The sequence below is a fragment of the Pseudomonas sp. PME37.24/025 genome (assembly GCF_055556615.1).
The window spans coordinates 468,388-486,989 of sequence record NZ_JBVHNK010000001.1 but is presented as its reverse complement, the minus strand read 5'-3'; the positions used below and the strand labels follow the sequence as shown (position 1 = coordinate 486,989).

Annotated in this window: 15 protein-coding genes and 5 pseudogenes; 9 read left to right on the top strand and 11 right to left on the bottom strand. The window is 55.9% G+C overall.

Translation table 11 applies throughout. The features are described from left to right. Window positions 1–109 precede the first annotated feature (109 nt). The 3 genes from ACZ3HH_RS02110 (at window position 110) to mqo (ending at window position 3,414) form a co-directional block, all read left to right on the top strand. Entirely contained in the window at window positions 110–679 is a 570-nt protein-coding gene (locus ACZ3HH_RS02110) for a YceI family protein (RefSeq protein WP_465802511.1), read from the top strand. Window positions 680–739: 60 nt separating this feature from the next. Next, the gene (locus ACZ3HH_RS02105; protein WP_465802509.1) at window positions 740–1,450 is read left to right on the top strand and encodes a GNAT family N-acetyltransferase; all 711 of its coding nucleotides are present in this window, start codon (window positions 740–742) and stop codon (window positions 1,448–1,450) included. Window positions 1,451–1,767: 317 nt separating this feature from the next. Beyond that, window positions 1,768–3,414 (top strand): malate dehydrogenase (quinone), encoded by a 1,647-nt coding sequence (gene mqo / locus ACZ3HH_RS02100; RefSeq protein WP_465802508.1) that lies wholly within the window; start codon window positions 1,768–1,770, stop codon window positions 3,412–3,414. A gap of 295 nt (window positions 3,415–3,709) precedes the next feature. On the opposite strand, the gene ACZ3HH_RS02095 is transcribed toward mqo, so the two are convergent. After that, window positions 3,710–4,072, bottom strand: coding sequence for a DUF6124 family protein (locus ACZ3HH_RS02095; protein WP_465802506.1), 363 nt, complete (start codon window positions 4,070–4,072; stop codon window positions 3,710–3,712). Window positions 4,073–4,744: 672 nt separating this feature from the next. On the opposite strand from ACZ3HH_RS02095, the pseudogene ACZ3HH_RS02090 reads away from it, so the two are divergent. Beyond that, window positions 4,745–5,212: pseudogene (locus ACZ3HH_RS02090) on the top strand (IS66 family transposase); the annotation flags it as partial. A gap of 576 nt (window positions 5,213–5,788) precedes the next feature. Here the strand turns inward: ACZ3HH_RS02090 and ACZ3HH_RS02085 are convergent. Beyond that, window positions 5,789–6,271, bottom strand: a complete 483-nt coding sequence (locus ACZ3HH_RS02085) for a hypothetical protein (RefSeq protein ID WP_465802505.1) — start codon at window positions 6,269–6,271, stop codon at window positions 5,789–5,791. A 349-nt stretch (window positions 6,272–6,620) separates the two neighbouring features. Between ACZ3HH_RS02085 and fabV the strand changes: the two genes are divergently transcribed. After that, window positions 6,621–7,817, top strand: a complete 1,197-nt coding sequence (gene fabV / locus ACZ3HH_RS02080; RefSeq protein WP_465802503.1) for an enoyl-ACP reductase FabV — start codon at window positions 6,621–6,623, stop codon at window positions 7,815–7,817. A gap of 226 nt (window positions 7,818–8,043) precedes the next feature. Here fabV and ACZ3HH_RS02075 read toward each other — a convergent pair whose 3' ends face one another. After that, window positions 8,044–9,471, bottom strand: coding sequence for a GGDEF domain-containing protein (locus ACZ3HH_RS02075; RefSeq protein ID WP_465802501.1), 1,428 nt, complete (start codon window positions 9,469–9,471; stop codon window positions 8,044–8,046). A gap of 102 nt (window positions 9,472–9,573) precedes the next feature. Here ACZ3HH_RS02075 and ACZ3HH_RS02070 point away from each other — a divergent pair, with 102 nt between their 5' ends. Next, the gene (locus ACZ3HH_RS02070; protein ID WP_465802500.1) at window positions 9,574–9,741 is read left to right on the top strand and encodes a hypothetical protein; all 168 of its coding nucleotides are present in this window, start codon (window positions 9,574–9,576) and stop codon (window positions 9,739–9,741) included. A 363-nt stretch (window positions 9,742–10,104) separates the two neighbouring features. Here the strand turns inward: ACZ3HH_RS02070 and ACZ3HH_RS02065 are convergent, their stop codons facing one another. The 4 genes and pseudogenes from ACZ3HH_RS02065 to ACZ3HH_RS02050 form a co-directional block, all read right to left on the bottom strand. Next, a complete protein-coding gene (locus ACZ3HH_RS02065) occupies window positions 10,105–10,878 on the bottom strand; it encodes a hypothetical protein (RefSeq protein ID WP_465802499.1) in 774 nt (257 codons plus the stop codon). Window positions 10,879–10,951: 73 nt separating this feature from the next. Beyond that, window positions 10,952–11,740, bottom strand: coding sequence for a nucleotidyltransferase domain-containing protein (locus ACZ3HH_RS02060; protein ID WP_465802498.1), 789 nt, complete (start codon window positions 11,738–11,740; stop codon window positions 10,952–10,954). Between the two features lie 39 nt (window positions 11,741–11,779). Continuing rightward, window positions 11,780–12,382, bottom strand: a pseudogene (locus tag ACZ3HH_RS02055) (alpha/beta hydrolase family protein); the annotation flags it as partial. 220 nt (window positions 12,383–12,602) lie between these two features. Beyond that, window positions 12,603–13,487: a LysR family transcriptional regulator gene (locus tag ACZ3HH_RS02050; protein WP_465802497.1), complete on the bottom strand. Its 885-nt coding sequence runs from the start codon at window positions 13,485–13,487 to the stop codon at window positions 12,603–12,605. 107 nt (window positions 13,488–13,594) lie between these two features. Here ACZ3HH_RS02050 and ACZ3HH_RS02045 point away from each other — a divergent pair, with 107 nt between their 5' ends. Then, entirely contained in the window at window positions 13,595–13,906 is a 312-nt protein-coding gene (locus tag ACZ3HH_RS02045; RefSeq protein WP_465802495.1) for a muconolactone Delta-isomerase family protein, read from the top strand. Between the two features lie 80 nt (window positions 13,907–13,986). Here ACZ3HH_RS02045 and tnpC read toward each other — a convergent pair. Continuing rightward, window positions 13,987–14,720: pseudogene (tnpC, locus tag ACZ3HH_RS02040) on the bottom strand (IS66 family transposase); the annotation flags it as partial. Between tnpC and ACZ3HH_RS02035 the strand changes: the two are divergent. Beyond that, a pseudogene (locus ACZ3HH_RS02035) lies at window positions 14,720–14,856 on the top strand (DDE-type integrase/transposase/recombinase); the annotation flags it as partial. The pseudogenes tnpC and ACZ3HH_RS02035 sit on opposite strands and share 1 nt — an antisense overlap. A 175-nt stretch (window positions 14,857–15,031) precedes the next feature. Here the strand turns inward: ACZ3HH_RS02035 and ACZ3HH_RS02030 are convergent. Continuing rightward, window positions 15,032–15,451 (bottom strand): DUF1330 domain-containing protein, encoded by a 420-nt coding sequence (locus ACZ3HH_RS02030; RefSeq protein ID WP_465802493.1) that lies wholly within the window; start codon window positions 15,449–15,451, stop codon window positions 15,032–15,034. Between the two features lie 232 nt (window positions 15,452–15,683). Between ACZ3HH_RS02030 and ACZ3HH_RS02025 the strand changes: the two are divergent. Beyond that, a pseudogene (locus ACZ3HH_RS02025) lies at window positions 15,684–16,117 on the top strand (transposase); the annotation flags it as partial. Window positions 16,118–16,149: 32 nt separating this feature from the next. Here ACZ3HH_RS02025 and ACZ3HH_RS02020 read toward each other — a convergent pair. Together ACZ3HH_RS02020 and ACZ3HH_RS02015 are read right to left on the bottom strand one after the other, a co-directional pair. Next, window positions 16,150–17,340, bottom strand: a complete 1,191-nt coding sequence (locus ACZ3HH_RS02020) for an MFS transporter (protein ID WP_465802492.1) — start codon at window positions 17,338–17,340, stop codon at window positions 16,150–16,152. Beyond that, window positions 17,337–18,530, bottom strand: coding sequence for a serine hydrolase domain-containing protein (locus tag ACZ3HH_RS02015; RefSeq protein WP_465802490.1), 1,194 nt, complete (start codon window positions 18,528–18,530; stop codon window positions 17,337–17,339). Before ACZ3HH_RS02015 ends, ACZ3HH_RS02020 begins: the two co-directional genes overlap by 4 nt. Window positions 18,531–18,602 lie beyond the last annotated feature (72 nt).

Sequence of the window (18,602 nt, the reverse complement as noted above, 5' to 3'; positions counted from 1 at the left end):
TGCCGGCACGGCTGCGCTGGAATAACCATCGAATATTTGCTTAAGTCCACCTATCGCTGGCACACCTGTACCGCGCTTGAACCCCAAGGCGCTTCAACCAGAGAATCCCATGACCCCTCGATTCACGCGTTTCGCCGCATTGCTCGCCATCCTCACACTCGGCACTTTGCCCTGCGCCCATGCCGTCGAATACACCCAGGTCAACACCACCGCCAGCAAGATCTCTTTCACCTATAACCAATTCGGCTCCAGGGCGTACGGCACCTTCGGCAAGTTCGACGCCACGCTTGATTTCGACACGGCGAACCCCGCCGCGGCCCACGCCAGGCTGACCATCGACCTTGCCAGCATCGACGCCGGGGGCAGCGATGCCAACAGCGAACTGCAAAAGCCTGCCTGGTTCAACACGGCGGACTATCCGGTGGCGACCTTTGAATCAACCGGGGTGAAAGCACTGGGCGACCATCGCTACTTGATCACCGGCAACCTCACGCTCAGGGGCATGACGCGCGAGTTGCAGGTGAAGGTGCAGTTGAAGCCGGAAAAAGCCATCGGCATCTTTGATGGCGACATCGTTGTTAAACGCAGGGACTTCAAGATCGGAGAAGGGGAGTGGGGTGACACGGTTGTCTCCAACGACATCAACATCCGCTTCCGCATCGTCGCACCCGAACGGTGATTTTCCTGTGAGGGGCCCGATCTGTGACAATAGCGGGCTTAACCCGGAGTCAGAAACTCAATGCCCCAGCTCACCCACTTTGCCACCCCGTGCCCCGAGCCCATCAACAGCCAGATTCTGCAGATGGTCGTCGACAATTTAACCGACATCAGCATGGTGGGCATCGCGCCGAGCAACCCGTTGTACAACGTCTATCAATACACGGTGGGCTACGAAGTTCATCTCTACCTCGAAGCGCTCAGCGGCGCCAAAGGCATTGCGGTCGAACTGATCGTTGCAACGGATGACGAAGACCCCGAGACAGTCGTCGGCTTTCTGCTGTACCTGCCGGTCAAGGACGATCCCGAAGCGTGCGGCGTGGCGTATATGGCGGTGCAGGCCAGCCATCGGCGGCGGGGTGTCGCCCGGGCGATGCTGCAAGACATGCTCGGTCGCTACCCGCATGCCGAACTGACCTGCACGGTCGCCAAGGTGCCCTGGTTCGAGTCGATGGGCTTCCAGGTGCTGGGCGTGCGCGGCACTCAGGTGCTGATGAACACCCGTGATCACGGCACCGAAGGCTTGATGGGCTTACTGGATGTCACATCGATCTACAGTTCTCTGGAGGTGCGGCAGATACATACGTATCTGCTGCAGAAACACGGCAAGCGGGCGATGATCGATGCAGAGAAGCAGCGCGACCGGCACCTCGACCAGATGACGCGCAATGCCAAGGCGTTTGTGCTGGATCGTTTGAGCAAAGACGCCGATCGCGGACCCCGTCCCGTCTAGACTGTTGAGTCCTTTCGGGCTCGCAGGCTGGCCGAGGCGTGATATTCTGTCGCATTAACTTGGTTTGACTTATTCGGTTCGTACGTCCACAGACGTCCGACAGAATCAATGTCGCTCAAAGTAGCTGAGCCAATAATGATAAAAATCAGTACGCGAGGGACATATAACTGAGGTCGATGGAGTCACGTCGGCCTTGTGTGCCCACCTTCAAATCCTTGTAAGTGTAGGAACCCACGGCACGCTGCCTGCGTACCCGTACTCTTGGGTTGCTCATGTTGAGGATTGGGGGCGGATGGCGTTTATCATAGGTGCTACAGATGTTTAAGAAACTGAACACGGCCCTGCTGGGGCTGGCTTTGTCGATGGGGATCACGTCCGTTCACGCGGAAGAGGCAAAGAAAGTCGATGTGCTGCTCATTGGCGGCGGCATCATGAGTGCAACGCTGGGTGTCTGGCTCAATGAGCTGGAACCTGGTCTGTCGATGGAAATGGTCGAGCGCCTCGACGGCGTCGCCCAGGAAAGCTCCAACGGCTGGAACAACGCCGGTACCGGTCACTCCGCCCTGGCCGAGTTGAACTACACCCCGGAAGACGACAAGGGCAACGTCCAGATCGCGAAAGCCGTTGAAATCAACGAAGCCTTCCAGATCTCCCGTCAGTTCTGGGCCTGGCAAGTTCAGCAAGGCGTGCTGAAGAACCCGCGTTCGTTCATCAACTCCACTCCGCACATGAGCTTTGTGTGGGGCGATGACAACATCAAGTTCCTGAAGAAGCGCTACGAAGCCCTGCAAGCGAGCCCGCTGTTCGCCGGCATGCAGTACTCCGAAGATCCTGCTGTGATCAAGAAGTGGGTTCCGCTGATGATGGAAGGGCGTGACCCGAACCAGAAAGTCGCGGCCACCTGGAGCCCGCTCGGCACCGACATGAACTTCGGCGAGATCACCCGCCAGTTCGTCGCGCACCTGCAAACAACGCCGAAGTTCGACTTGAAACTGTCTAGCGAAGTGCAAGACATCACCAAGAACGCAGACGGCAGCTGGCGCGTCAGCTACAAAAACCTGAAAGACGGCACCAAAACCGAAACCGACGCCAAGTTCGTCTTCATCGGCGCGGGCGGCGGTGCACTGCACCTGCTGCAGAAGTCCGGCATTCCTGAAGCCCAGGAATACGCAGGCTTCCCGGTTGGCGGCTCGTTCCTCGTGACCGAAAACCCGACCATCGCCGAACAACACCTGGCCAAGGCCTACGGCAAAGCCTCCGTTGGCGCACCGCCAATGTCGGTTCCGCACCTGGACACCCGTGTTCTGGACGGCAAGCGCGTCATCCTGTTTGGCCCATTCGCGACCTTCAGCACCAAGTTCCTGAAAGAAGGCTCGTACCTGGACCTGCTGACCACCACGACCACGCACAACGTGTGGCCAATGACCAAGGTCGGCATCAAGGAATACCCGCTGGTCGAGTACCTTGCAGGCCAACTGATGCTGTCTGACGAAGACCGCATGAACGCCCTGAAAGAATACTTCCCGAACGCCAAAGCCGAAGACTGGCGCCTGTGGCAAGCCGGCCAACGCGTGCAAATCATCAAGCGTGATGAAGCTGCCGGTGGCGTGCTGAAGCTGGGCACCGAGATTGTTGCTTCTGCTGACGGCACTATTGCTGGTCTGCTGGGCGCATCGCCGGGCGCATCGACTGCCGCACCGATCATGTTGACCGTGCTGCAGAAAGTGTTCAAGGACAAGGTTGCGACCCCAGCCTGGCAGGAAAAGCTGCATCAGATCGTGCCGAGCTATGGCACTCAGCTGAACAGCAATCCTGCGAAAGTTGCGGAGGAGTGGGCTTACACCGCCAAGGTGCTGGAGCTGACTCCGCCGCCGGTGATTGGTCAGGTGGCGGCTCCGGCTGCTGCTCCGGCTGCTCCGGCCAAGGCGCCGAAGGCTAATGCTGCGACTGATATGGCTTTGTAAGTAGAAGCGTAATCGGAAAGCCCACTGATCGGTGACGGTCAGTGGGCTTTTTTGTGCGTGGGATTCAGTGCAGATGATTCGCGAGAGTCGCCAAAAAGAGATGCTTTTGTGGCGAGGGAGCTTGCTCCCGTTGGGCTGCGGAGCAGCCCCAGCGCGTGATCGACCGTTTGTTGGCCATGTCACCGCTGGCGCTTTTGAAGGGGGATTTGAGGGTGAAGCTGGATGCGCGCCCTTCGCATTGTAACTATCAAAGCCCTTTACCGAGGGGCAAACCTCTCGGTAAAGGGCTGAGTGATTACTTGGGTGGAACGAAGTTATCCAGCATTCGATTCACCGCCAGTTCCGCCAGCATGATGACCTGCTGAAGCGCCAGCAGGGTATTGCGGTGGGTGCCCTCCACCAATGCAGCAATGTCACTGGCCATGACACTGGCCGAGGCCAGGTTCTCACACGTTTGAACCAGCAAGGCTTCATGGCCGACATCCGGCGCAACCATGTACATGGTGCTGGGTTTGCGCGGGGTGTTGTTTATGACCGCTGCCGGGTTGAGGTAGAAATTGAGGGCGCGCTCGGCGGCTTCGTGGAATTTTTTTGAATCGTCAGATTCGTACGGGGATGCCGGATCAGTGTCTGGCGGGTTGGGTGTTACTTTGAACATAGATAAAACTCCTACTGCAGATTTTAAGGAGCCATCACCCTCGCTACCAAACGAAGGGTGGCGGCCATACGCGGGTTGGTAGACCGGCTGCAATAGGAAACCCGGCGCTCACAATGGAGCCCCACGCATGACCACCATATAAAGCCGAGTCCCAAAAAAGAGACTGCATAAGGTGTTGCCATACAGCTATTACAGACGGGCTACCAAACCCGATCACTGTTTTTCAGTGACAGGGAAACGATATAGCCCGCCCCACAGCCGCACAAGCCGGCGGATTCTGTCTTAACCGTAGGTAACGGCGCAAGGTCTTGTAGCCTTCGGGACGTAACACCGAGTGTCTTTAAACACACATCGTTAAACGTGTGAGCGCTTTCAAAAAAACGAGGAAGCGTCTGACATTTTTAGGGTTGTGTTGCGGCGCCGCCGCACCTGTCTTTGAAATACAAAACGCCCGATGCGGTGCATCGGGCGTTGGGGTGAAACAGGTGTAAACCTATTTCAGGACTAGACACAGGGGGTGAATCGCTCGCAGATCCACCTTGATCGATTTGGCGCGCACGATTCGGCGGAGCCTCTGATGGTTTCTGCTGCGAAACTGGCCTAGACATGGCATTGCCCAATGAGTCTGAGGGCAAGTATTTTATGCAGCATTCAGACCTGGAGCCGGATTTACGCCGCCGAATACGGCAAGAAAAAGCCGCACCGGTGATGGATATGCTGCACGTTTGGATGATCGCCCGGCGCGATCTTGTGCCTGAAGGCTCAGCCATCAGCAGAGCACTGGATTACAGCCTGAAACGCTGGGCAGCGCTGTCGCGCTACCTCGATGACGGCGCCGTACCCATTGATAATGACTGGGCAGAAAATCAGATCCGGCCATGGGTTCTTGGACGCAAGAACTGGCTCTGCGCAGGGTCGCTGCGCAACGGGAAACGGGCTGCGGCGATCATGAGCTTGATTCAGTCTGCGCGGCTTAACGGGCATGATCCGTATGTCTATTCGAAGGACGTGCTCACGCGGCTGCCGACGCAGCGGGCGAGTGAAATAGATCAGTTGCTGCCGCATCAGTGGAGTGAATCACGCTCGAACTGGACTGGTGATTGCAGCGTCTCGAATAGGGCTGCACCAAGCGATGGGTGACAGCAGGAATACAATGATAAGGAACGCCACCTGGGACAGGTAGAACGGCTCCAGCCACTGCTGCTTCAATGCGACGTAAAAAGTGTTATGAGCTACGTCGACCAAGATGATCGCTGCCGTAAGCACAATTCCGGCTCTTGGCTTGAGGAACAGGAGCAGAGCTGCGAGCGGGTCAAAAAATGTAAGCCCCCCCCAGAAAATACGGCTCACCAAATAAGCGCTAGGTCCGTATCCGTAGTCCCAGAGCAAACCATGTAAAGCATCTGCACGGATGTGATTAGCGGTGGCGACAAAAAGGCAACACGCAAACAAAACTCTGACGGCGAATGACAACCTTGGCATAGCTTTATCTACAGTCGTGATCTAAGCCCTGCATCATAGCGGGATCGACCAACGATACCAGCTGTTGCTAATTGAGAAGGCGTGATGGCCAACCGCTTACTTTCACTTTGACCTGGTGTGCCGGTCAGGTGGTGAGGGCGTATTTCATCACAGGCGGGGACTTACTCGTAGAGTCCCTAAGCGGATTCCACAACACATAGGCAAAGATGTTTTAGCTGGCCGTCCGGATATTTTTCACATGTCTCGGTCTTTCGTTACATGCCATACAAAACATTGCGCAAGACTACTAGGGGTGCCTTTGGCGTTTTCCTTGATCCATGAACTAATAATCTGCTCTTCATCAGACTTCGCCCCACCACTCCGCAGGGTTAGAAAATGATGGTTAACTGGACTTTCTGAATAAAACAAAAATGCAGGATCAGCATTGTCTGGAGCTACATACAAAATCGTCCAGCTAAGGCTTTTGAATGATTGTAAAATTTCAACATTGTCGACGTTTAACTGATGCCCTAATTCGATGCGCAACTTGGATGCCTCAGATGAATTTAAATGTCGATCAATACCATCACGGGGTGATTTAGTCCATGCGTTCAGTGTAGAGAACAAGCACAGAGTTGCAATTATGAAAATAATAATATTTGGCGTGTGCGTTGTATTAATTTTCTTTGTGGCGATGCCAAGTCGGTGTTCCGTACCAAGAACTATGAGCGAGGTCATTAGGAGTCCTCCTGTATGTGAGGCGCCCCATACATTTTTATTTGAGGCTCTAGTTTGCCCCCCCACTCAGAGTAGCTTGAGTATAGGCAACTCCGCCTGAATCGACCCTGACTCCATAGACTCATCTGAATGACCGTTTTTGGCCGATTGCTGTCCGTCGGGAGGGGCTAAAATCGACCCAAGGCGGTCGGTAAGAGTCAACGTAAGCGAGCGAGGTACCGCACATAAGGGGCCGGACGTGGGGAGGCCGCTGTCGCAGAAGATCATTCACCGTGACGCTTCAGCTTTCCAGGCGTCTACGACTTTTATAGCCAGTTGGCTCTCTACATCTTGGAAGAGGGAGATCTTTATGATTATCAAACCGCGCGTTCGTGGCTTTGTCTGTGTAACTACCCATCCCACTGGTTGCGAAGCCAACGTCAAGAATCAGATCGACTACGTTACCGCAAAAGGATTGATCACCGGAGGGCCAAAGAGCGTACTCGTGATCGGTGCATCGACCGGATACGGACTTGCTGCGCGGATAACGGCAGCTTTTGGTTGTGGCGCCAGCACTCTCGGTGTGTTTTTCGAACGTGAAGGCGATGAGGGCAAGCTCGGCACCGCCGGCTGGTACAACACAGCGGCCTTTCACACGTTTGCCGAGTCCGACGGCCTCTACGCCAAGAGCATCAACGGCGATGCTTTTTCCGATGAGATCAAACAGAAGACTATCGACGTTATCAAGCGCGACTTCGGGAAGGTCGACCTGGTTGTTTACAGTCTTGCCGCACCGCGCCGGACACACCCTAAGACGGGTGAAGTATTCAGTTCTACCCTCAAGCCGCTCGACAAGGCCGTGACCTTGCGGGGTCTGGATACTGATAAGGAAGTGGTCAAGGACACCACGCTACAACCCGCGACCCAAAGCGAAATCGATGGCACGGTGGCCGTGATGGGCGGCGAAGACTGGCAGATGTGGATCGATGCCCTGCACGAAGCGGGTGTTTTGGCTGATGGGGCGAAAACGACCGCGTTCACTTACCTGGGCGAAAAACTGACTCATGACATCTACTGGAATGGCTCCATTGGTGCGGCCAAGAAGGACCTGGATCAGAAAGTCCTTGGTATCCGTAAACGGTTGGCTGTGCTGGGGGGCGATGCGCGGGTCTCGGTATTGAAAGCGGTGGTTACCCAGGCAAGTTCAGCTATTCCGATCATGCCGCTGTATCTGTCATTGTTGTTTAAAGTCATGAAAGCGCAGGGCACACACGAGGGGTGTATCGAGCAGGTCTACGCGCTCTACAAAGACAGCTTGTACGGCCATTCTCCAGTTATGGATCAAGAGGGTCGCCTGCGCGCGGACTACAAGGAGCTGGCTCCCGAAATCCAGAATCGCGTCAAGCAACTCTGGGATCAGGTCAGCAATGACAACCTTTATGAACTTACTGACTTTGTCGGTTACAAGACGGAGTTCCTGCGTCTCTTCGGTTTCGGGATCGAAGGGGTGGACTACGAGGCTGAGGTCGATCCGGACGTCAAGATCTCCAACCTGGTTCAGGCTTAGGTCGCAAGTGTGGAAAGCTGCCTCGACGCCTCTGAGGCAGCTGCTGTCGTGGAGGGCTGTAAATGGATGTCTGCTTCTGGCCGATCTCTGCCTGTCATGAAGGGCAGCTATCGACCCTATGGGGACATTGAGACTGAGCGGCGGCGCTTGCCTATGCCCACCAGAAAACCATAATGCCCAATGCTGTGGCGCAATGCCGACGCTTTCAGAGACTTCGAGATGATGGTCAGGGCAGAGGTTGGAGGCTGGTTTTGATGGTAGTGACCACACGGTTACGACCTTCGTGTTTAGCGTGATATAGGCGTTGATCGGCTGCACGCAGAATTGCCTCGATGGTGTCGCCGTCGCGGCCAAATTGCGATACGCCGATGCTCACTGTGACCACGGTTAACCGCTGCAGGCCATGAAAAGAATTATTTGCCACGGTGCTTCGCAGACGCTCGGCAATTACGTGCGCGCCTTCAAGTGAAGTCTGAGGTAGCAGTATCATGAATTCTTCCCCGCCTACTCGGGCTACGCCGTCATACGGCCGGATGGAATCGAGGCATTTCTCCACGAAACTCTTCAGGATGTCATCGCCAACCTGATGCCCGAAGCGATCATTGATGGACTTGAAATTATCCAGATCGAGTGCCAACACGGAGAACGGCTCACCGCCGCGCTTGGTCCGGCCAATTTCGACTTCGACCCGCTCCATGAACCGACGCCGATTATCAGCGCCAGTCAATGGATCGGTCGCCGCAAGGTGCCCGAGTTCTTGATTGGTGCGCTGGAGCTCCTGCAGGGCGCTCTCGGTATACGCCATCGCTTCGGCAAGACGCACCATCAACTCCTCTTGGCTGTAAATCTTCGAGAACGACCGCGTGGTGAGGAACGCTTGCACTACCCCATAGCTCAACATGAAGAATCCGCCAGCGAAGATCGCATGAGCGAGCCACCACATGTGGTTCCACGGACGGGCAAGGATGAAGGCAAGAGATGACAGCGCGAACGCAGTGACCGAGATGACAAAAATCATCATCAGCGGCGAACGGATACGACGCAGCAGGAGCATTGCCACGGTCAACGTGGAAAGAACGAGGGCACCACCTTCCATCGAGAGGCGCACCGCGAGGTTACCGGCGATCGGCGAATTTGCGACGTACGCCACTGCCACGTCAACCAGCAGGAACAGTCCTATCCAGGTCAGCCACGGGCGGGACTTCATTCGTTGGTCCGCGGCATCAGGTGGGCGGTGGTACGACAGCATTCCGACTAACAGCAGAGTCGCCATGACCAGTCGAGAGGCCGGACCGTAAAGCAGGAAGAGCCAGATATTGTGGTGTGCGAGCCCGGTGAACGCACCATGCAACGCGTAGATCAGCACAAAACCGAGAAAGCCAAGCGTCATCCAGCGCAGCAGCGGGTCTCCCGATGACTGATAGCAGCGCCACGTTACGTACGTCACAAACAAGCCTTCCAAGGTGGCTGCCGTGATCGCAATGATATGGAACAGATGGTTCTCGAATATAAGGGTAGGGTCTTGAAAGACGTATAAGTAGCCAATCAAAAAGGCCGGAACAAACGCAAATCCGACGAGCAGCAGGTAGGCGTAAACCTTGACCATGACGCGAACGGCTTCAGGTGGCTCGCCGCTGGCGATGAGATTGCTCATGGTTCCCTCCAAGTTCAAATCCATTTAGCCAACACCGGTCCGGTGTTGGCTCCAAAGCCACCTACATGCCAACGGTCCCTCGCATCATTACGCAGATATGGGATGGAACCGATCTATGGCATTTCAATTTTAGACTCCCTACCAATTTCTGCTGCAGAAGCAGGTAAAAATGTTCACGCGAGCGCACAAACTAATAACGAATGTCTCGTTATTCTCATCGGCCAAGGGTTAGCTGTCCTTTCTCAAAATCAGGTGGACACCATGGTTTGACTAGCGGAGTTAGCTAGATGACTTTGCCGGACGCATACAGGTAATTGCCCCAGTTTCGCTAGACATAGGAAGATGTCTGATGGGGCAGCTTTGGGTTGTGGATTTCGGTCAGTCGTGAGAGGCAGGAATTGGCCGTTTTCTGCCTGTCGCGAAGGGCTGCAATCGACCAATATAGATAGTCCGCTCGAAATGGCGGTGAATCCACCGCCACCCGGCTACTCAGCAGCCGCTAGCTACCACTACCGGCCTGCACAACTGATTCTGAATGACATCTTCAACGATGTATGGCGCCAAAACTGGTGCTTCTGTTTTTGGAAGTTTCGGAGCCACAAGTTGACGGTCGATATGCGCTTTACGCATCAGTCATCCGAAACACTGGCTAGGTTGTGCGGCCAACTTCTGGAGTTTCTCCGCCAGTGCTTCGCGCTCGGCTTTTGGCGTAACGGGATCGAACATTTGATACTGGCGATCGCACCACAAGTTCACTTGACGAAGCCAGAAAGCCTGCAATGCCGGCTCTGTGTCCAGCCGACCCAGCAGGTACGCCAATTGCTGCCATCCCGGTAGCAACTGAAGTATCGCTTGGCGCCGCGCCGTTGGCAGGTCGGGCCAGTCTCGATCTAATTTAGCGCCCAATCTTGCCTTCAACGAAGTCCAAGGCTGTTTGTTAAATTGAGCGGTCGCGGCGAAAAACACTTTGTCCGACGGATCATCAAGCGCGGCGAACAACTCCTGCAATTGGTCATCCCTAAGTAGGCGCACGGCCGCTTGCCGCACGGTGGAGTACATAGAACGCAGCGCTGCTGTGTACCACGGTTGTGGGGGGTCAATATTTAGCTCCGCTGCCAAGCCAAGAATGCCAAGCCAGTCCCGCTTCGTTGTGGGCATATCTTGGTTCAGTTGCTCAGTGAGGACGACATGTGTATCGACTTTGCTATGTGGGGCAGCCCAGCGAGCTAAACCTCGGATCGAGGGTGAGATATCTATCAAAGCCTTGCGCAATACCGGCTTCGGATCATCGAGCAACGGGAGCAGCGCGCGCAGCACGCAAACTCGGACTTTACCACCGGGTCGTGTCAAGGCTTCAAGCAGTAACAGCCGAGCTTGCGCAACCGGCAGTTCCTGGCAAGTGGACACGGCTATCGCTTCAGTCCTTTCTGCGCACTTGTGTCGATTGCACTTTGGATGGATTACTCGGAGAGGTTGCCAGTCATCCCCAGGTGTCTTTCAACACAGAGCGGAACAATTCCGACAGTAACGGCTCGACTTCTTTGCGATCGCTACGGGTAGGCTTGATGGCATCCAGTCGATGCAGCTCACGCTCAATGAACTGCTGGATAGGCAAAATCTGTGGCGATAGCCCCATTTCTGGAGACGCGCGTTTGATTGCAAGTAAGTCATCGATAGCCTGCTGCAATTCGGACTCTCCATCGATGACTTCGCGCAATTTGTCAAATTCGATGGGGGCCGGTTTATCAAACTGTTCCAGCCATCGAACCGATAATAACGGGCGCAATACGTAAAAATATTTTTTCAATGGTACTTGAGGGCCCTGCAAATACCCCCTGTAGTTGGTTTTGGCCATGCTGCGATAATGGTAAATACCACTTTCAACTGAGTACACCAGCGGCAGTAATTCCTTTGCCCGCTCGTGAAAGGATCCGGAGTGCTCATAGATGATGGTGGACTGCACCCACTCGACAAAGCCTGGATTGGACTTCCAGAATAGCCTCAGTGCCTTGCGTAGATCCCAACCATTTATGTCCATGTCGTCAATGATCGGATACTCAACGACATCGCGTTGTTCTTCAAGCCCGACAGAGAGATACCACTCAGGATTATTGACGTAGATGAAACGGGCGTCGTAATCGCTGTTGGGAGAGGCGAATCCCCAAGCACGACTGCCAGATTCAACGGCTAGAAGAACCTTCACGTCATGTTCGTCTTCAGCACGGCGAAGGCGGTCTCGAACTTCTTCCTGCACAGCTTTAGAAACCATGGGTCAACTCTTATCAGATGATATTTTAGTCGCACGCTACTCAGTCAGGCCCCGTGAAAGGCCCAGGTCCAATGTAACCACCGCAGTGACGCGTTTATCGCGCAAATCGGCGGTCAACGCAGCCTTTGATTTTGAGGTGCTTGCAGGGTTTATCTTTCCATAGACGGTGCAACTTGATAACTGCGGGTGGGCTTTGCAGTCATGGGCGAAGCGGTCTGGATCGAAACGAGCACCGGCGATCTCCAGGGCGGTCCAGCCGCCGAGTGAATGGCCCACTACTGTAATTCGGTTATTGGCGACCAAGCCGAATTTTTCAGGTTGAGTCGTGACCGTATCAATGGCTCGGCGCAAATCAACGGGCCGCAGCCATAACTGCGTCGCTGCTTGAGGGCTACGGTCGTGGGTCGTGGTGCCAGGGTGATTGATTGCGGCGGGAACGGCAGAAGCACCGACAAACACCGCATCATCGCCGATCAATTGCGTGGCTGCGGCAGTTGCACTGGGGTACCAAACGACCATCTCCAATGAGCGGTCATTGTGCGAGTCCGCCAGTGTGGAAGATTGGAAGCCGACAGGGTTCTCGTCAGCGAGTGCGAGAGTCGTCAGGCAGGTCAACAATAGGGCGCCGAAAGCTATTTTCAATGTCATTTCTTCCTTGATTGGACGTAAGCGCCCGCGGAACACACCTTGCATAGTTAAACGGTCGCCCATTTATGCGGCAGTAACTCTGTAATAGCTTAGCCAGGATGCCTTCGGCGGGCGCTTACGGCAAAACGGCCAATGCGTGCGTTTGGCTCCAACACGCAGGCACGCATGTCCTCATGTGGAGATGGAGTTGAATCTAGTCCTTGCAGAATTAATGCTAGGCCGCCAAGAGCGCTTGCCGGAGCGTCGCGACAAGCGGCTTGGGGTCGTCCTTGCGCCAGATGGCATAGACCCTGACCCGTGAAGGAAACCAGGGCAGCTCGCGAAATATGACGCTATCTGCAAGAAAATTCCGAAGACTCGCCTGGACAAAGGTAATGCCCAAACCTGAGGCCACCAGCCGCAAGGCTGCCAGCAGGTCATCCGCCTCTACCTTGATGTCAGGCAAGAAACCGCAAGCGGAGCATTTCTCAAGAAAACGCTGGCGGGCCGCAGGATTTTTTGACCGGGCCAAGGCAACCCAACGCTCCCTGTTCAAGTCTTTAGGAGCAATGATCGCTTGCGTGGCCATAACATGTTTTTTTCCCAGAACAAGCAGTAGCGCTTCGCTTGAAACCTCCATGGACTCTATGTCTGCGCTCTCAGGAACTGAATAAACCAGCCCGAAATCGAGCGATCTACCGAGCAGGGCCTCGGATTGTTCTGAGGAGCCCATGGGACGGAGTTCGAAGGTAGCAGCCTGATGGCCTGATTGCAGACCCGCAAGGGCACGCGGTAATACATTGGAGTGCATGGCCGCTTCGACATAACCCACGGCAATATGGCCTGTCTCACCAAGAGCAATACTGCGCGCCGCTGCTTCGACTTCAGATGCATGGGCGACCAGGCTGCGCGCCTCCTGAAGGAAAAGACGTCCTTCGTCAGTCAGGCGCATGCGCTGACGTGCGCGTTCGAATAACCTCAGACCAAGCTGCGCTTCAAGCTGAATGATTTGCCGACTCAAAGGCGACTGCGAGATATGTAGACGGCTGGCGGCTTGACCGACATTTTCAGTTTCAGCGACAGCGATAAACGCAACAAGCAATCGAAGATCTAAGGTCATGTGAATCGGGTCTCAAGTCATGTAGAACGCGTCTTGGACCAGAATAGTATTTTTTGCAATTATCCGTGAACTGTTTAAACGACGAACGCCTTGAAGGGGATATATATATGCAGTTCATCACGCTTTCGCGTCGAGTCTCGGAGCGTTTTTCCGATGCGGATTTTGCGCCTCATCTCGAAGCCGAAGCTCAGCGTGCCAGGGCTCTCTATCTGGAGGGATTTATCCGCAACATCTGGCACCGTGGTGACATGGGTGGCGCCTGTCTACTGGTTGAAGCCGAAAACGAGACTGCCGTTCGGGAAAAGCTGGCAACGCTTCCACTGGTAAATTCCGGGATGCTGGAAGTTACTTCTGTTGTACCGTTGAAACCTTATGGTGGATTTGGCCCAAGAATCCAGTATCCGCTCTTCGTCCGATAATATTTAGTACAGCGCCCAAGGAGGCACTCGATGCAATTCGTCAAACTAGGGTATGCGTCCGGGCCTCCCGTCTTGCGTCACTAAACCGGTTGCCACCTATGCGGCGGCAGCTGCGCAATATCACTTGCCCGTTGCGTCGGTAGGCGGCCGTTGAACCGCGCCGACAGGATCAAACTCATGATCGCCGCCGCCCGTTTTCCGCTGCGCAGGGAACCTGCAAAGAGTCAGTTTTTTCGCCCGAGTGCCCACGGCCGAATCTGGTTCTTGGCCCAATTATTGTCAACGGGCAAGACCCCGTCATCGAGGTAGCGCGATAGCGCCGTCCAGCGTTTCAGGCTGTAGTCCAACGCTTTGCTGATAGTCGAACCATCGTGCACAAGATCACGCTGGGCGATCATCCAAGCATGTAGCGCCCCCATCACCGGCACCGCTTTACTTGCCGTATTCGGCTGCGTAAATCCGGCTCCAGGTCGCGGACTTCACCCTCAATTTCATACAGCAACTGAATGTAACGCAGGGCCTGCTCGGCGAGCTGGCTCTTGTTGGTGGCGCGTAGTTCGAAAAACTTGCGCCGCGCATGGGCCATGCAGCCGATCTCGGTGACGCCGAGTTCGAAGCTGGCTTTGTAACCGCCCAAATCATCACACACCCACTTGGCCTTCCAGTCTTGCAGGAAGTTGCGAGCATGCTCACTGGCGCGGCTGGGGCTGAAGTCGTAGACGGCAGCTGATGTTTCGCAGAATTGGCTGGTGGCGTAGGCCCAGACATAAGAACGGTGGGTTTTCTTCGAGCCTGGCGCGAGCATCTGCACCGGTACCGGCACCCAATCAGGTGTGGTGCGGCGACATCGCCTACATTCGGGCCCAGGGGAAATGGCATTATCTGGCTGTCGTGCTGGATCTTTGCGCGCGCCGGATGGTGGGCTAGGCATTGTCGGAAAGCCGGACGCCTAGTTGGTTATCAAGGCACTGGATATGGCCTACGAGCTGGCGCCAGCTCGGGCCGAAGAAAAACTTAACGTCGTGTCCGGGATTAGTTGACCACTACAGGTATCTCGCTGGCAAACCAGCGGTGACGGTCTTTGACCTCCCCCTCAAATCGAGGTGTAATCGAGTTGCGCATACTTTAACGCCCACGCATCAGGACAACTTGGCTCACACCAGCCTTGTTTCGAATAGCCGTCGCGCGCGTATAAGTGGAGGACTTGTACCATTCCTCCGCAATGTCCAAGGACGGAAACTCAATAATCGCAGCTCTATCCAAGGACGGAACGCCCTCAATTAGGCGCATATCATTACGACTAACCGCAGATATCACGCGACCTTGATATGGCTTTAGAGACGGAAGGACTAAGGATGCGTACTCCGTATACGCATCTGGATTGTTTACCTGAATAAAGAACACCGCATATCCAGGCTTGTTGGGGCTGGCCATTTCGGGTTGCGTCTGTCCCGACGCAATGCTAGCCGCGAGAGATGTCAAAGTAACAAACGCTAGAACTCCGCTGGCGATCATACGACGGGGACTCGACTTAGTCATTTTCATACTGACGTTCCTTTTCTGCTAAGTTGCAATCACAGTCAGCATTGCAGAAAACGGCGATACAATCTAAGACTGATATGGACACATTTAAGACCCTATGAGCATCACATGGATTTTAAGTTTCACTTTGACCTGGTGTGCCAATGACTGCTTTTGGCCGATTCTGTTGAAAAAGTAGCTCCCCTATCTGGCCTGCGGCAAAATATCTGCATTGGCCAGCAGGGAAGCACGCAGCATGATGGGACAGTTATCGAGTGGGCAGGATCGGCTGTTTACTCGTTGAACCTTGAAGATCACATTCCAGCCAATCACCTTCTGCGCAGCATTGATCGGTGTCTCGATCTGAGCGACCTGCACCATTACCTCGCCGATTTTTATAGCCCGACCGGGCGTCCGTCGATTGACCCTGAACTGATGATTCGCATGCTGATCGTGGGCTATTGCTACGGCATTCGCTCAGAGCGGCGGTTGTGCGAAGAGGCCCATTTGAACCTGGCGTATCGCTGGTTCTGCCGGTTAAGCCTTGAAGATGAAGTCCCCAATCACTCGACCTTTTCCAAAAATAGACACGGCCGTTTTCGGGACAGCGATCTCTTTCGCTGGCTGTTCAATAAAGTGCTACGTCGTTGCATGGACGCAGGCTTGGTCAAAGGTGAAGGCTTTGCCGTGGTTCGCCGCTGCCTGCTACCACATCAGCACATTCAAATTGCATCGGATTTCAGCCCCTGCACCACGGGAAACCCGCGCAGCTTGGCCGACCACGTCACCACCAGCGTGGTCACCAACAGCACCAGTAGTGCAGGAGGGAATGCTTCTACACCGAGTCGGTCGAGTAGCAGACCTCCCACTATGCCCCCACCAGCAATTGCGGTGTTCCAAGCAGTCACGAGCATGGATTGTGCGACATCTGACGCATCGCCAGCAGTTTGGGCCAATGCCGTTTGAAACAACGTTGCGGCGCCGCCAAAGGCTAATCCCCACGCGCCAATCGCTCCGAAAACGGCAACGGGTTCGGTGGCTGCTATACCCAGCACCATCGCTGAAATCCCAAACAATGCGGTACTCGCCAGGGTCAGCGCGCGCAGATACTGGTCGATTAACACCCCAACAATCCAGATGCCCAGCAGCGATGTGATTCCGAAGACCAGCAGTACTACATCCGTCTGCGCCCCCAGGCCGGCCACTTGCAGAAACGGGGCGATGTAGGTGTAGAGAATGTTGTGCGCAAGGACGAACGCCAGTACCACGAAGAGCACGGGGCGAATGCCCGGCAGTGTGAATACATGGCGCAGCGACAGACGTTTTTCTTCAGCCTTTCCGGCGAAGTCAGGCACGTTGAAGCGCACCCATGCCATCAGCAGCACGGCCAGCAGGCTCATGATGCCGAAGCACATGCGCCATCCCAGGACGTTGCCCAGAAAGGTTCCGGCCGGGATGCCCAACGAGAGCGCCAGTGGTGTGCCCACCATCGCAATCGCGATGGCGCGGCCTTTGCGGTGTTCGGGCACCAGGCGCGCGGCATAGCCGGCCAATAACGCCCACAACAGCCCCGCCGCAACGCCGGCCAGAAAGCGCGCCGCGATCGTCAACGTGAAGCTGGTCGAAAACGTCGTGACCGTGTTGGCAATGGCAAAGCCGGCGATGGCAGCGAGTAGCAAGGGACGGCGACGACATCCTTGTGTGGCCGCCGTTAACGGCATGGCGGCCATTAGCGATCCTATGGCATAGGCGGTGACGGTTTGACCGACCCACGCCTCGGAGACGGCCAGCCCCTGTGCCATCTGCGGCAGCAGACCAGCCGGTAGTGCCTCGGTAAGGATGGTGATGAAGGCGGCCATTGCCAGCGCCAACAAGGGTGCATAAGGCATGTGATCCTGCACTTCCGAGTTCATTGGCCTAGCTCCGCGACGCCGTATACCGCGTCCCGCAGGTCGGTTACGAACCGTCCCGACATGCCCTCGTACAACGTGTTGGTGAAGGCGACGACACTCAGCTTCTGCTGTCGATCCACACACCACGAATGGCCATAGGCGCCACCCCAACGCCAGGTGCCTGGCGACTCGGGGGTGACCGCCAAGGCCGGATCGCGCAGTACCGAGAACCCCAGACCAAAGCCGAACCCCGGTGCAGCGGGCAGTTCCCGGCCGCCGGTTTGATCGCGTGCCATCTCCTCGACGAGTGCAGTGGACAGCAGCTCACCGCCGCCGCGACGCAATGTTTCAAGGAGGCGCAGGAAGTCCTCGGCTGTTCCGGCCATGCCGGCACCACCTGACGCAAACGCCTGCGGGTTGAAGATGCGGGCGGGGCTGAACGGGATGCCGATCGCCCCCTCGAACGGCGAAACGATTTCGCCTTCGGCCAGCGCGTGGGGCTCGGGAGTCGCACTGACGTAGGCGGTAGGCACGCGCGATGGGTCCAACGCGGCAAAGCCGGTATCGGTCATGTGCAGCGGATCAGTCACGAGCTGGCGCACCGCATCAGCCAGTTGCTCGCCCTGCACCCGCTGAATCACCGCCCCTAGTACATCGGTTGCCACCGAATAGCCCCAGGCCGTGCCGGGCTCGTACAGCAGCGGCACGCTGGCGATGCGGCTCAGGTTCTCGGTGAGGCTGACGGTGGACGCATCCATACCGTCCGAGACACCGGCCTGTGCATAGGGGCCATGCGCATCGGCTTCGAAAAAGCGATAGCCAAGCCCCGCCGTGTGACTAAGCAAATGCCGCACCGTGATGCGGGCAGCACGTCCATCAGCCAACCGTGGCCGAAACTCGGGCAACCACCGCTCAACGCTGTCATCCAGACCGAGACGGCCTTGCGCTACCAACACCAGGGCCGCCGTCGAGACAATAGGTTTGCTGACCGATGCCAAGCGAAACACCGCCTCTACGCTCATCGGCAACCGCTTCTCGCGGTCGGCCCAGCCGGCCGCCTGGCGATGGACCAACTCGCCATCGCGGGCCACCAATACTACCGCGCCAACCAGTCGCTGCTGCTCCAGCGCTTGCTGGACCGTTGCTTCAATGCGCGCGGACAACTGACGTGAAAGCGTGCCCGTGGATAAAGCGATTTCGGGGAGGGTCATGCGCAGTTCCTTCTGAGAGTGGAGAGCCCCGCCACGATAGAAAGTCTAGGATTAAAGAAAAACTGGGGTAGA